The sequence below is a fragment of the Phormidium sp. FACHB-592 genome (assembly GCF_014695795.1).
Taxonomy (GTDB): Bacteria; Cyanobacteriota; Cyanobacteriia; order Leptolyngbyales; family Leptolyngbyaceae; genus Stenomitos.
The window spans coordinates 215556-229411 of record NZ_JACJOZ010000106.1 but is presented as its reverse complement, the minus strand read 5'-3'; the positions used below and the strand labels follow the sequence as shown (position 1 = coordinate 229411).

11 protein-coding genes, 2 tRNA genes and 1 pseudogene are annotated in these 13856 nt (G+C 49.2%); 7 read left to right on the top strand and 7 right to left on the bottom strand.

What is annotated here, in order from left to right:
- The first annotated feature begins 195 nt into the window (after nucleotides 1-195).
- Nucleotides 196-1311: an LptF/LptG family permease gene (locus H6F86_RS30520; protein WP_190455398.1), complete on the top strand. Its 1116-nt coding sequence runs from the start codon at nucleotides 196-198 to the stop codon at nucleotides 1309-1311.
- Between the two features lie 107 nt (nucleotides 1312-1418).
- Here the strand turns inward: H6F86_RS30520 and H6F86_RS30515 are convergent, their stop codons facing one another.
- Entirely contained in the window at nucleotides 1419-2843 is a 1425-nt protein-coding gene (locus tag H6F86_RS30515) for an NADP-dependent isocitrate dehydrogenase (RefSeq protein ID WP_190455150.1), read from the bottom strand.
- A gap of 841 nt (nucleotides 2844-3684) precedes the next feature.
- On the opposite strand from H6F86_RS30515, the gene H6F86_RS30510 reads away from it, so the two are divergent.
- The 3 genes from H6F86_RS30510 (at nucleotide 3685) to H6F86_RS30500 (ending at nucleotide 5924) form a co-directional block, all read left to right on the top strand.
- The gene (locus tag H6F86_RS30510; protein ID WP_190455147.1) at nucleotides 3685-4365 is read left to right on the top strand and encodes a response regulator transcription factor; all 681 of its coding nucleotides are present in this window, start codon (nucleotides 3685-3687) and stop codon (nucleotides 4363-4365) included.
- 54 nt (nucleotides 4366-4419) lie between these two features.
- Nucleotides 4420-4917, top strand: coding sequence for a D-glycero-beta-D-manno-heptose 1-phosphate adenylyltransferase (rfaE2, locus tag H6F86_RS30505; protein ID WP_190455144.1), 498 nt, complete (start codon nucleotides 4420-4422; stop codon nucleotides 4915-4917).
- A gap of 206 nt (nucleotides 4918-5123) precedes the next feature.
- Complete coding sequence (locus H6F86_RS30500) at nucleotides 5124-5924, top strand: GUN4 domain-containing protein (protein WP_199305593.1); 801 nt, start codon at nucleotides 5124-5126, stop codon at nucleotides 5922-5924.
- Nucleotides 5925-5968: 44 nt separating this feature from the next.
- Here H6F86_RS30500 and H6F86_RS30495 read toward each other — a convergent pair.
- Nucleotides 5969-6040, bottom strand: a tRNA-Gly gene (locus H6F86_RS30495).
- 290 nt (nucleotides 6041-6330) lie between these two features.
- Here H6F86_RS30495 and H6F86_RS30490 point away from each other — a divergent pair.
- From H6F86_RS30490 to H6F86_RS32625, 3 genes and pseudogenes are all read left to right on the top strand, one after another.
- Nucleotides 6331-6597 carry a hypothetical protein gene (locus H6F86_RS30490; protein ID WP_206756125.1) on the top strand — a complete coding sequence of 89 codons (267 nt, stop codon included), beginning with the start codon at nucleotides 6331-6333 and terminating at the stop codon, nucleotides 6595-6597.
- Between the two features lie 560 nt (nucleotides 6598-7157).
- Nucleotides 7158-7313, top strand: coding sequence for a hypothetical protein (locus tag H6F86_RS31835; RefSeq protein WP_199305591.1), 156 nt, complete (start codon nucleotides 7158-7160; stop codon nucleotides 7311-7313).
- Nucleotides 7261-7686: pseudogene (locus H6F86_RS32625) on the top strand (transposase family protein). The gene H6F86_RS31835 and the pseudogene H6F86_RS32625 overlap by 53 nt, the downstream one beginning before the upstream one ends.
- Before the next feature lie 266 nt (nucleotides 7687-7952).
- On the opposite strand, the gene H6F86_RS30480 reads toward H6F86_RS32625, so the two are convergent.
- From H6F86_RS30480 to H6F86_RS30460, 5 genes are all read right to left on the bottom strand, one after another.
- Nucleotides 7953-10115 carry an ATP-binding protein gene (locus H6F86_RS30480; RefSeq protein WP_242033771.1) on the bottom strand — a complete coding sequence of 721 codons (2163 nt, stop codon included), beginning with the start codon at nucleotides 10113-10115 and terminating at the stop codon, nucleotides 7953-7955.
- 347 nt (nucleotides 10116-10462) lie between these two features.
- A tRNA-Gly gene (locus H6F86_RS30475) sits at nucleotides 10463-10534 on the bottom strand.
- 166 nt (nucleotides 10535-10700) lie between these two features.
- Nucleotides 10701-11447, bottom strand: coding sequence for a superoxide dismutase (locus H6F86_RS30470; protein WP_190455136.1), 747 nt, complete (start codon nucleotides 11445-11447; stop codon nucleotides 10701-10703).
- Nucleotides 11448-11523: 76 nt separating this feature from the next.
- Complete coding sequence (locus H6F86_RS30465) at nucleotides 11524-13161, bottom strand: ATP-dependent DNA helicase RecQ (protein WP_190455133.1); 1638 nt, start codon at nucleotides 13159-13161, stop codon at nucleotides 11524-11526.
- Between the two features lie 50 nt (nucleotides 13162-13211).
- Entirely contained in the window at nucleotides 13212-13679 is a 468-nt protein-coding gene (locus H6F86_RS30460) for a DUF6335 family protein (RefSeq protein WP_242033770.1), read from the bottom strand.
- Nucleotides 13680-13856 lie beyond the last annotated feature (177 nt).

The following is a 13856-nucleotide window of genomic DNA, read 5'->3' as shown; positions in this document are numbered from 1 at the left end:
AGGATAAGGTTTTAAGTGAGAGGCGTTTCTACTTGCTTTTTTCATACCCTTACTCTTTCACCCTTCCACCTCAACTTCTAACTCCCAACGCCCAATGCCCAACGCCCCATTCCCTAATCACCTATGGCTTCTCTCTCCACTACAAAACTGCCGCCCATAAAACCATTTGGTCGGTTCCCGTCGCTCTTCTCGGTGATGGATCGCTACATTGCTAGCGAACTCATCATGCCGTTTTTGTTTGGGGTTGGCGCGTTTTCCTCGATCGGGGTTGCGATCGGCGTGTTGTTTGATCTGGTGCGGCGGGTGACAGAAGCAGGGTTGCCTGTGTCTATTGCAGCACAGGTATTTTTGCTCAAGCTGCCTTACTTTATTGGTCTATCGTTTCCCATGTCGATGCTGCTGTCATGCTTGACGGTATATGGTCGGCTTTCGAGCGATAGTGAGCTAGTGGCGCTCCGGAGTTGTGGAGTCAGCATCTATCGTCTGATTGCACCTGCGATCATCATGGGCTTAATTGTCACGGGCATTACGTTCGCGTTTAATGAAGCGATCGTCCCAGCAGCGAATCGACAAGCATCCGAAACGCTCGATACAGCGCTGAATAGAAAAGAGCCATCGTTTCAGGAGCAAAATATTTTCTATCAGGAGTATCGAGACGTTAGCCTACCGGATGGTGGTCGCGGAAGCGAGCTGTCTCGCATCTTTTACGCCAAGCAATTTGATGGTCAGCGCATGAAAGGGCTAACTATTCTGGACTTCTCGCAAGATGGACTGAATCAAATCGTTGCTTCTGAATCTGCCCTCTGGAACACTGACCAGAAAACCTGGGATTTCTTCAATGGCACTATCTATGTCGTTGCGCCGGATGGCTCTTACCGTAATATCATTCGTTTCGTCCAACAGCAGATCCAACTGCCACGGACACCGCTTGACATTGCTCAGACCTCGCTCGACCCTGGCGAGATGAATATTGCTCAAATCCGGCAATACTTGAGCCTGATGAACCAGACAGGTAACCAGAAGGAAATTCGCAAATTGACGCTGCGGATTGATCAAAAAATGGCGTTTCCGTTCGCCTGCCTAGTCTTTGGTTTGGTCGGTGCAACGTTAGGCACCCAGCCCCGTCGAGGCGTTGGTCGTGGCACTAGCTTCGGTATTAGCCTGGTGTTGATTGTGTCCTACTACCTCTTCATCAGCATTTGCGAAGCCCTCTACCAATTTGATATTCTCTCCTCCTTTTTGGCTGGCTGGCTACCAACGCTCATTGGATTAGTCTTTGGCGGTATTTTGTTGGTTCGTATTAGCCGATAAAGAAACTATGGCAGAGCAAGGAGTGTAAGAGAGCAGGGGATGCAGGGGCGCAAAACTCAGAATGCTTCCTTCACCTCCCCTTGCCCCCTCTGCCTCCTCCACTTCCTCTAAAAGTGCTGAATAATTGCTTTAGCAAATTCTGAACACTTTAGCGGTGGCTCTACAGGCGGTTCCATCATGCGGGCAAGGTCATAGGTAACTTCGCGGTTGGCGATCGCAGCACTAAGACCTTTGGTAATCAGATCTGCCGCTTCTTGCCAGCCCATATATTCGAGCATCATGACCCCAGATAGAAGCAGGGAACCGGGATTAACGCGATCGAGTCCAGCGTGTTTGGGAGCGGTGCCGTGGGTGGCTTCAAAGATGGCACACTCGTCGCCAATGTTAGCTCCGGGTCCCATACCGAGTCCGCCGACGATCGCCGCTGCCGCATCAGATAAATAATCGCCATTCAGGTTCATAGTTGCCAGGATGGAGTATTCATCGGGTCGCGTCTGAATTTGCTGAAAGATGCTGTCAGCAATACGATCGTTCACCATTATTTTTTCTTTCCACTGCCCGTTACCGTGCGTCTCCCAGATTGCTTCCAGAACTTCTTTCACCTCGGCACAGATTTTTTCCTTCTTATCAGCCGTCAGCGCGTTGTAACCTGGATCGATTTGACGCGCGTTTTCTTCAAGCGTGATGTCTGGTTGGCGCTCCTTGTTACCTAAAATCCAGGATTCGCGCTCAGTTACACATTCAGCACGAAACTCAGAGGTCACCAATTCGTAACCCCAGTCGCGAAAGGCACCTTCGGTGTACTTCATAATGTTGCCCTTGTGGACAAGCGTGACCATTTGCTTTGCCTTGGGCAGACGCAAGGCGTGTTTCATGGCGCGGCGCACTAACCGCTGAGAGCCTTTTTTGCTGATGGGCTTAATGCCAATGCCTGCATCCAAGGGGATTTGTTTCTTGCCGTGTTCGGGGGTGCCGGGAATCAGGTCTTCGTTAAGGAGCTTGATCAGGCGATCGGCAGTTTCGCTCCCTTGCTTCCATTCGATGCCCAGGTAGATATCTTCAGTATTTTCACGGTAAATAATGACATCCAGCTTTTCGGGCGTGCGATGAGGTGACGGTGTACCCGCATAGTATTTGCAGGGACGTACACAGGCATACAGGTCAAAAATTTGGCGAAGCGCCACGTTGAGCGATCGAATGCCGCCACCAATCGGTGTGGTCAACGGTCCTTTAATCGCGACTCCATACTCTTTGATTGCTGCCAGCGAATCGTCTGGTAGGTACTGATACGTGCCGTAGGTATCACAAGCTTCATCACCCACAAAAATCTTGAACCAGCTAATCTGGCGCTTACCGCCATACGCTTTTTCTACGGCTGCATCAAAAACGAGCTGAGAAGCGGGCCAGAGGTCAATGCCCGTGCCATCCCCACGAATGTAGGGAATGATGGGATTATCAGGAACAATTGGTTCACCGTTTTGAAACGTAATTTTGGCACCCGTGGTAGGGGGTGCAATCTTTTCATAAGTCATTTACAGTCACTCCTGTATTTATGTAGCGGCGCACCAGCGCAAACAAGCAACGGCTGAATGGCATTAACCAGACAACGTGCATTAACAGCATCGTTTAGCTGCACTGCTGTGGTTAGAATAGCCCAACGGCTAGGCAGGTTTGTAGTCCATCTGACTGCGCTGGAGCGATCGTCTACTATACGTAAAATGACTGCACCGAATTTGACCTGAGGACTTGTTGAGCAGCCGTACAACTAACACATCCCCTGTCATTATCTTTGCGACGAGAGACGGCTACAGCGAAGGAAACGACACAAAGTGATTTGTACGTTCAGATACTTAAAAAGTAAGCATCAAGTTTGTTCAGGGTAATCACAGTCTAGCTACTTACGATCAATCACTAAAACCAAGTGGTGATCGATTCTGCCTGATGGGTTAAATCTTGTGTTCTAAATTAAACGCTCTAAAAAAAATTATTTTTATGAGTTCTAAACCTTATATTTGCTTTGTTCAAACTCTTTGGGAACTCTAAGATAGGAACAAGGTAATGGCTGAACTTTATCAGCAATTCAGCCTGCTTAACCTAAAGACGTCGTTTGATGATAGCAATGGTGAAACGCCGCCCACACAAATGGGCAAACGACTCAGCAGCCTAGGGTAGTTAGCTAACTCTAAAAGAACTACGTCTCACAGAGCCTCTCAATCAGCTTGCTCTAAAATGATTGCTGCTTCTACCTGAAACGGTCTTTTGGCAAGTTTTCAAGGCATCTCATACCGTGCTTAAGCCAATACTGGACAATGTGCGTGGAGAAAGCTCAAGCGGTTTTGTGTTTGTACCCCGTACTGCTGTGTAGGAATCTAGATGAAAAAAATTTTAGTAGTGGACGATGATGCAACGCTGCGAATGGCGTTGACGCGGTATCTAGAAAAACGGGGCTATCAGACGCAAGATGTCGCGTCTGGCGTTGACGCGCTCCTGGTCTTTGAGCAAGATCCACCAGATCTGGTGGTCTCAGATGTCATGATGCCTGAGATGGATGGGTTTGAATTTTGCCGCCGCTTGCGATCGACCCGTTCTGGACAGCTCGTACCCTTCATTTTTCTCTCTAGCAAAGGAGAAGTAGAAGATCGGGTACAGGGGCATTCGATCGGTGCAGATGATTACCTGATTAAACCTTTTGAACCGAGAGAGCTATTGGCAAAGATCGAATCGCAGTTGGAGCGATCGCGTCGTATCCACAGCGAAATTGTGCTGCTTATGCAGCGCGAAGCTAGTAATTCTAATCAAAATGGACAGGGGACATCAGCGCCTCAGCCCTTGCCGTTGACTCCTGCTGAAGAAAAGGTGTTTTGGGAGGTGATTCAGGGGTTTACTAATAAACAGATCGGCGATCATCTCTTTGTTAGCCCTCGCACGGTGCAAACTCACCTCAGCAATATTCTTAGCAAGTTGCAGCTAGAAAATCGCTCTCAGCTTGTTCGGTTTGCCTTTGAGCAGGGCTACAAGTTGCCAACTGAGAGCTTATTGCGAGACGACAGCTAGCGGTAAACTTTAAAAAGGCTAAAACATCTCTGCCATCTTTGTTTATCTTCCCCTATGGTTTCTGGTCTTTATACGTTAGATGAACTAAGACAGGCGATCGCGGCTGACCCGCAGCGGTGGCGACCGTTGGTTTTTACAAATGGTTGCTTTGACTTAATCCATGCTGGTCATGTGCGCTACTTACAGGTCGCAAGAAGTTTAGGAAGAGCACTTGTAGTCGGGTTAAACAGCGATCGTTCAGTACAGGCAATCAAACCACAGGCTGTAGGACTGCCCCCACGACCGATTGTGCCAGAGCAGCAGCGGGCGGAAGTGCTAGCAGCGCTGAGAGCAGTGGATGGTGTGGTGATCTTTGCTGAAACAACAGCTAGCCAGCTTCTTGACTCACTTCAGCCAGATATCTATGTTAAGGGTGGCGATTACAAGCTAGAAACGTTGCCAGAAGCCGCGATTGTGCAGGCATACGGCGGTCGTATAGAGTTAGTGCAAATTGAAGTGCCCAGTTCTACATCGGCGATCGTCAAGCGTATTCTGGCTACCAACGTTACCTAACTGCAACAGTTTTGCGACCATGCGCTGACCGTGCGCGTCGTATCAACTGCTGATCCGTTTGCTGGCTGCTTCACACGACTTGGAAAACGGTCTTTAGACCTGCTAACGTTATACTGGTGTTTTCGTGTTGCACAAACATTTGAGTGCTGTAAACGTCTCTCAAATGTTTTGGTAATCTCTTAGCAGTACGCGACTTGATGGATAGGATGGCTAATTCGACTGGCAACTTGATCGCTATGTCCGTGACCGATAATGCAGACTCTGCAAATGCCCTTTACCTGCAACTGAAAGCTGCCTCCGTTAAAAATCAAGTGCAAATCGTTCGAGATTTGGGTGCAGTTGGTGAGGCTGGTTTAGATGCCTTAATGCGCTTTCTTGCAGAATATCAGCAGACGACGGTTGCTGCACCGGCTGCGACAAGCGACGCGACTAGCAAAGCCTCAGAAAATAAAGCCTCAGAAAATACCGTTTTACCCCTTGTGGGAACGATTTATCAGGTACTCTTTAGCTCTGGTTCAGCAGCAGCAACAGTCTTTCTACAAACCCATTTTCCTCAAGGCGTGGTTCCCCTACGGTCTGCCGCAGAAGTCGACTACGCGCCACTGCAACAACTTCTGGCTGAACAAAACTTTCAAGCGGCTGATCAGCTTACCTTACAAAAAATGTGCGAAGTGGTGGGTGCTGCGGCTGTACAACGAAAATGGCTGTACTTTACAGAAATTGAGCGGTTTCCGATCGCCGATCTACAAACCTTAAATGCGCTTTGGCTTGCCCATTCTGAGGGTCGTTTTGGTTTCTCTGTCCAGCGTGAGCTTTGGCTGAGCGTCGGCAAAGACTGGGATCAGCTTTGGTCAAAAATTGGCTGGCGATCGGGTAATCTCTGGACACGCTACCCCCAAGGTTTTACATGGGCGTTGTCTGCACCAAAAGGGCATTTGCCACTATCAAACCAACTGCGCGGCGTGCGCGGCATTGCCTCTCTGTTGGCACATCCCGCCTGGTCTTGAGAAAATGTTCTAAAGCTTCGACGGTGCTTTCTAAACATTGAATAAGCGGGTAATCGGACTCGAACCGACGACATTCACCCTGGGAAGGTGACGTTCTACCACTGAACTATACCCGCGAGACAAGGGGCTTCAGCGATTGTTCTAAGTTCTAAGCACTCGTTTAGGACAGTTTTAGGACGATGCGAGATATTTTGCCAGTGAACAACAATGGAAGTATCCAGTTAAAGTTCACGGTTGACGGTAAACGGTATAGCCTCAACCCCATCAAAGGCGGTCAGTTCGTTAACAAGCGTGACGTCGCCATAGCGAGTGCTGTCGCGGTCAGGATTCAGAACGACATCTTAGCGGACGTGTTTGATCCGACCCTGTGTCGCTACCGCGCTGTATCCACCTTGAAAGCAGTGCCGTGCGCTCACGTCGAGGAGCCGAAGAACCAAGCTGTCTCATTGCTGACCGTCTGGAACGCTTGGGTCGAGAGTCTGGAGTTGCCAGCCGCGACGCGCGCGAATCACTACGGGTGCGTGCGTGGAATGCTGGTGTAATCGGAGCCAAGTCTCGCGGACAGCGAATGGTTAACGAGTGCGGCGCTCGCACCTTCAACCTTCAACAAGCGATTGAGCTATGTCAAGGCGTGCCTCCGGTGGGCAGTAAAAACGGGAATAGCTCACGTTAACTCCTTCGAGAACATCAAATCCAGGAAAGCGATAAAACCCCCGATCAAGCCTTTCACAGCGAGCGAGATGAGTGCGATCGTGAAAGGCTTTGCACAACGGTATCCCCATTACGCTCCCTTTGTGGCGTTCATATTTATGACGGGTGTTCGTACCGGAGAGGCTATCGGGCTGCAATGGCGACACGTTGACTTTGATTGCAATGAAATCATGAGACCTCCTGCACAAATGGCGAGATGGTGTGACAGTTGACGCGTCTTCTACTCCCAATCGAGCTAGATTTTGGATAGCAATTAAGTCCAGCAGTAGACATGCGATATCACGAGTTGGAGCATCTATCAAATCCTGAGTTCAAACGGCTGTGTGGAGTGAGTCGGAATACGTTCAGCGAGATGGTTGAAGTGGGGCGTCCGGTTCTAGAACGACGAGGATACTGAGGGGGGCAAGCCAAGCTGAGTATGGCAGACCAGTTGCTAGTAGCGTTGGACTATTGGCGTGAGTACCGCAGCCAGTTTCACATCGGAGTGAGCTGGGGTTACACGAGACGACAGTAGGACGGATTGTGCGCAAGGTCGAAGACTTGTTGGTCAAAGGCGGTAATTTTCGCCTGCCCAGCCAACGGCAGTTGTATCAACCTGGATGGGCATGGAAGGGGTTGGTGGTGGATGTCGGCGAAATCGAAATTGAACGCCCCCAAAAAACAGAAACATTACTATAGTGGCAAGCAAAAATGCCATACCCTGAAAGCACAACTGCTGGTGGCGTTCGACACGGGACAGCTTGTGGCAACGGCAGTAGGCGAGGGCAAAACTCATGACTTCAAACTGCTCAAGCGCAGTCGCTTACCCTTTGTTGCTTCGCAACTATGTTTAGCTGATCGAGGGTATCAGGGGTTTGCCACACGTTAGACCGGCGCATGTACCCCCATTAAGAAACCGCCCCAACAGCCCTTGCCTAAGGAGGAAAAGGAACACAATCGGGCGTTAGCCAGACTCCGAGTGCGAGTCGAGCATGTCATTCGTCGGTTCAAGATCTTTCGCATCTTTTCGGGACGCTACCACAATCGCAGAAAACGGTTTGGCTTGCGCTGAAACTTGATTGCAGATTTGCTCAACTACGAACTGGCACATTCCTCGTGATTCCTGCAGGCGGTCTACTATCTCTAGTCTTATCGGGCATTGCTTTACCTTTTCGTGAATTCGCAGCCCTTCATTCGCGGCACCGCAGACTGCCTCAATCAGGCGTTATGAACTCAACTGACCGTAGTTAGCGGCATTAAGGCGCATCTTTTATAGATATAGAAGCGATTTAGCATTGGAGTAATATAGGTCAGCATTCTCGATACAGTTCGCTACACTTAACCGTCTGCTGTATCCCTCAGCTTGATCGGAATCTGAATCATAAATTCAGTCCCCTTGCCAACAGTAGAGCAACAGTTTAGTTTGCCGCCATGCTTCTCAATGATGATTTGATAGCTAATCGACATACCCATACCCGTACCTTTTCCAATGGGCTTAGTGGTGAAGAATGGATCAAAGATGTGTTGACGGATTTCCTCCGGTATTCCAGGACCATTGTCGGCGATCGTAATTTCTACCCACCCTGCATCAATCACTGCGGTGCGAATTGTAATCTGATTAGGATGAGTTTCGATCGCTTGATAGGTGAGGTCAAGATTACTTTCTTCTAAAGCATCGATCGCATTCGTCAAGATATTCATGAACACCTGATTGAGCTGCCCAGGGTGGCATTCCACGAGCGGCAAGTCGCCGTAAGCTCGAATCACTGAGGTTGGTGGACAGTTTACCTTGGCTTTCAAGCGATGCTGCAAAATCAGTAGCGTGCTTTCAATGCCTTCGTGGATATCAACTTCTTTCACCTGCGCTTCATCCAGGCGTGAGAAGTTCCGTAAAGACTGAACGATTTCTCGAATGCGATCGGTACCAACCTCCATTGATGTCAGTAACTTGAGGGCATCTTCATTGAGGAACTCTAAGTCAATTTCGTCAATTTTGTCTTGAATGGCTGGAGTAGGGTTTGACCATTCACGTTGATAGAGTTGCACCAGCGCCAGGAGATCTCGAGTGTATTCACTAATGTGGGTAACGTTACCGTGAATGAAGTTTACAGGATTATTAATTTCATGTGCGACTCCAGCGACCAACTGTCCGAGACTCGACATCTTTTCGGCTTGAATCATCTGAGTTTGCGTGTGTTGTAGTTCTTGAAGCGCCTCCTTCAAATCTACTGTTCGCTCCTCCACTCGCTGCTCTAGCTGCTCGTTCGTTTGTTCTAATTTGGCAAAAGAGCCGCGTAGCTGCTGGGTCATCTCATTGAACGAACGAGCCAGCACATTAAGCTCTTGCACGTGTGAAAGTGCAACATTTTGATCGAGTGCCCCATCAGCCACTGCTTCAGCGGATTGGCTTAAACGCCTGAGGGGCTGAGTAATCAATTGAGCTGTATAAATACCCAAAACGGTTGCAACAGCCAGTGCCCCCAGACAAAGCAACATAGTTGTGCGCGTGTTGGCATCAATTTCTGCCATAAAGTCGGACTCAGGCACCACGACAACACTGAACCAGTCCACGCCGTGTCCGTCTTGAATGGGTGAAACCTGTACAAACTGGCGCTTGCCATCGAGCACAACATCAAGTTGTTGGCTCTGATCGATGCTGACAAAATCACTAAAGCGCTCAAGCACAGCCTTGGCTGTGGCACGAATAACAGGATTTTCAATGGCTGCCGCTGGAATCTGCTCTAGTTCCTGAGCTCGAATCTTGTAAGGTTGCTCAATCACTGAACTAGCAATTAAGTGCCCAGAGCGATCGACAATAAAGGTTTGTCCAGTCAGTCCTACCTTCACGCTTTTCAAAAAATCATGAATCCGTGAAAGGCGAAAATTACTATTTTGCACACCCAGGAGGCTGCCAGTCTCGCTGTAAATCGGTTGCGACAGAGAAATCGTCGCCTTTGATAATCCTGAAGCCGAGACAAAGATTTTGCTCCAGCTCGGCTCACCCGCTTTTAGTGCAGCTTTATACCAAGGGCGAGTACGTGGGTCAAACTTTTTAGTTTCTAGCAAGGTAGCCCGTTTTCCTTCGTTATTTAAACGGTAGCTCTGGCGATTGGGCAGATCGGTGTCGCCAGTACGAGCGACGATAAAACCCTCCTCTAACCGTTCAACCAGAACACTCTTTCCCTGCGGCGTACCAGTTTGAAGAAAGTCTACTGTATTTTGATTTACCAAACGCCAGGAGAAATGCTCTAGAGCTTTAATATCTTTAATGTCAATTTGTCCTGTTGAAATGCCAGTCGCGATCGTCTGATTAATGATGTAAGGCTTCTCTAAATAGAAGAGAATTTGTTGATTGATTCGATTACTGGTCTCGCTGCGTAGTTGGGAGACAACATTGTTAATCGACTTTTGACCATTACGAATACTCAGATACCCCGTTAAGCCCACTGCCACAAAGATTTGTAGCACGAACGGTACAACCAGAATCAGACGCAAGGGCATCTGCTGAGGTACTGTGTATCGACTTATCGCTTTTAACAACATTTTAGGAAGGGAACGCTATATTTTCCAGCAAGGAATAGCTCTAAGGTTCCCTACAGTTAAGGAATCTTAACAAACGCGTACCTCGATATGGCAAGACGATCGCGTGAAGCAGAATTAATGCGTCGTATGGAACTGGATCGCGCTCAGAGGGCAGACTACTGAGCCAATCGTTACGACGATGCTGGTTCAAATCCAACCGAGACGATTCACAATTGACTCTTGTAACAGCCTCTTTTAGTGCTATTTTTTAGGACAGCTTTAGGACAGTTTTCAAGGCTTCAGCGTTCTGTAGGACAGTGTGAATAAGCGGGTAATCGGACTCGAACCGACGACATTCACCTTGGGAAGGTGACGTTCTACCACTGAACTATACCCGCAAGACAAGGGGCTAAAGGCTAAAGAGGCTGACTACGAGCGCCTTTCCCTCAACTAATGAGAGGGTGAGCTCATCCATGCGCCTCATCTGTATCAGCTATTATAGGCGCGATTAGCAGCATTACGAAAGAAATTGCGATCACTAAGGTTTCGCCCTCTCTTTCGTCCTCAACGGCTGCTTGCTTTAGCCAGTTTAAAGCGATCGCTCACAGCATTCCAATTAACGACATTCCACCAGGCTTGCAGGTAGTCAGCACGGCGATTTTGGTACGCAAGGTAATAGGCGTGTTCCCAAACGTCATTACCCATGATGGGATACAGTCCTTCCATCAGCGGATTGTCTTGATTAGGAGTACTAGTAACTTGGAGTTTGCCGTCTTTTGTCTGTACTAGCCATGCCCAACCGCTGCCAAAGCGTTTTGTGCCAGCTTCGTTAAACTGCTTTTTGAACTCAGCAAAGCTGCCAAAGTCTTTTTGAATAGCGGCAGCAAGCGCTCCAGTTGGCTCACCGCCTGCTTTCGGTCCCATAATTTCCCAATACATGGTGTGGTTAAGATGCCCACCGCCATTGTTACGAACGGTTGTGCGAATGTCTTCAGGCACATCGTTAAGGTTGCGAATGAGCTCCTCAGCAGTTTTGCCCTTAAGTTCGGGGTGCTTCTCAATAGCATCATTAAGGCTTTTAACGTAAGCAGCATGGTGCTTGTCGTGATGGAACTGCATCGTGCGTTCATCGATATACGGTTCTAAGGCGTTGTAGGCATAAGGTAGGGACGGCAGGGTAAAAGCACCTGATGCGGCTGGCTTGGCAGCCGCATCAGCAGCCCAAGCAAAACGAGGTGCGTAGATACTGGCAGCGATCGCGCCTGAGCCTGCACCCAACAAGCCCAGAAAATGACGGCGGTTCAATGTCATAACGTAAATCCCTATACTTTAAGCAGATGTTGAGTCAATTGCAGTCCTAAACCATCGTGTTATGCCCCTGTTACTATCACTCCAAGCGTTGTAACAGCCTACCTAAAAGCGCCATGCCAACTTCAAGGGTTCTATAACCAACTTCATCAAACAAGATAACAACTTTGTCTCCTTCGTAACGCATCACCGTACCTTCACCCCAACTTTTGTGCTTCACGCGGCTGTCAAGCGGGTAGGGTTCTAATCGATCGGTCTTTTCCACCGTAATGCCAGCGTCGCAGTTATCGCAAGCGCCGCAGGGAGTGTCGATTTTTTCGCCAAAGTAGTTGAGTAAGTATTCTCGCCGACAGCCGTGAACTTCCGCATACCCACGCATCATTTCCAGGCGCGATCGCTCAAACTGTTGGTGCTGTTTATCTGCTTGAGCAGCTTCTTCTAACGCCTCACTTAAATCAGTCGGTTCTGCACAGGCAACGACTTCACCTGTGGGCAGCAGTTCCACTACCCCTGTCGCTTCTAAATGATTGAGGGCAGTCATCACCTTCGTTTGAGAAAGATGCGCTTCCTGCTGTACATCCTTGAGCGGCATGGGTGCGTCGGCTTTGTGAATGATGACTGCCACCTGTGCCACTTGATCCAGATCAAGATGACTGCCCGTAAAGAAGCGACGTAGGCTCAAATCTTTAGGGTTGTAGAATAACTTGGCGCTGGCTGGGTTGCCATCCCGTCCGGCTCTACCAATTTCCTGATAGTAAGAGTCGATCGAATCACTGACATCGTAATGAAAGACAAAGCGCACGTTTGGTTTATCAATACCCATGCCAAAGGCAGTGGTTGCCACAATCACTTCAATGTCATCTGCCATAAAAGCGGTTTGAGCCTCATCACGCTCACGACGCTTTAAACCCGCATGGTAAGCAACGGCAGTAATGCCACGATCGCTCAAAGCGATTGCCAGTAACTCGGCTCGTTTGCGCGTCGCTGCATAGATAATGCCTGGTTTTGCTGCCTTTAATACCCCTTGTACCAGAGCCGCTTGTTTTTCCTCGTCATCCTCAAAGCGCTCTACCCCTAACCAAAGATTGGGGCGATCGAAACCCTGCACAATGACTTGAGCGTTTCTCATGCCCAACTGCTCCAGAATGCCTTGCCGTACAGGCGGCGAGGCTGTAGCAGTCAGAGCTAGCACAGTAGGATGCTCCAGAGCTTCGATCACGCTTCCCAGTCGGCGGTAATCGGGACGAAAGTCATGTCCCCATTCGGTGACGCAGTGGGCTTCATCCACGACAAAAAGTGACGGTTTTGCTGCCTGGAGTTGCGCTAGCGTTTCAGGCTTTTTCAACTGTTCAGGAGCTAAAAAAATAAACTCAAGCTCACCCGCTTTCAATTGATCGAACGTTTCCTGTCGATCGCCCTCGCCAATAGTCGAGTTAACCTGTGCCGCACCCCCTAGTTCCTGGCTCTCGATCGACTCCACCTGGTCTTTTTGCAACGCAATAAGCGGTGAAACCACCACTGTTGCACCAGCCAACTCAACCGCTGCAAGTTGGTAAATGGCAGATTTACCAGATCCCGTTGGCATGACTACCAGGGTATCTTGTCGATTTAATACAGATTGAATGGCTGCTTCCTGCCCCGGTCGCAGATCGTCATAGCCAAGGTGCTCTTGAGCCGACTGCTCAATTTGCTTAGTCCGTTTGCGCTGTTTAGCCATAAATTTGGCAGCGAGGGGTAGCAACTGGTTTTTGCTGATACCCGATCGCCTTACTCCTCATCTCTTCGATCAACGTAATCTTCAGAGGAAGACGGCTCTAGCTCCCAACGGCGAGCATCGCGTTGTTCTAAGATCTCGGTGGTGCGAAGAAAGGCGCGATCGTCCATCTCTAAACCCACAGCCGCGCCCAGTTCATCAACAACATCCATGTCTGGCGTACTGACAGTACCACCAACCGACTCGTCGCCAACCGCATTTGCTTGCTCGTAGTTTGCATCAATGTCGCCACCAGTTAGCGTCGCATCAGCTTCATTAAAATTACCCTGGCGATCGCCCATTGTTCGTCCACCTGCCACATAGCCAGGTATTTCCTGCACGCCTGTGCCATAGGACTGCGTAATCACTTGTGGCGCATCGCCCAGATCCTCTTCCTCAAGCTCTTCAAGGTCAGCATCCGGGATCAGGTCTAAGGCATCATTCGTTTGTAAATCCAAGTTTCGGTCGTCAGCCATCGTCATGAGCATTGGCTCCTCTGAGAGTCTTTCTTTATGCAGCCTAACCAACCAGCAGTGACTCAAAATCCTCAAATAGACAGAAGTAACGGCATGACGGGTAACGTCTCTACAAATGGTGCCTAATCAGGCAACACCAGACGCTTTGCAAAAACAGTCTAGGGAGATCAGCTAGGGGAGAGC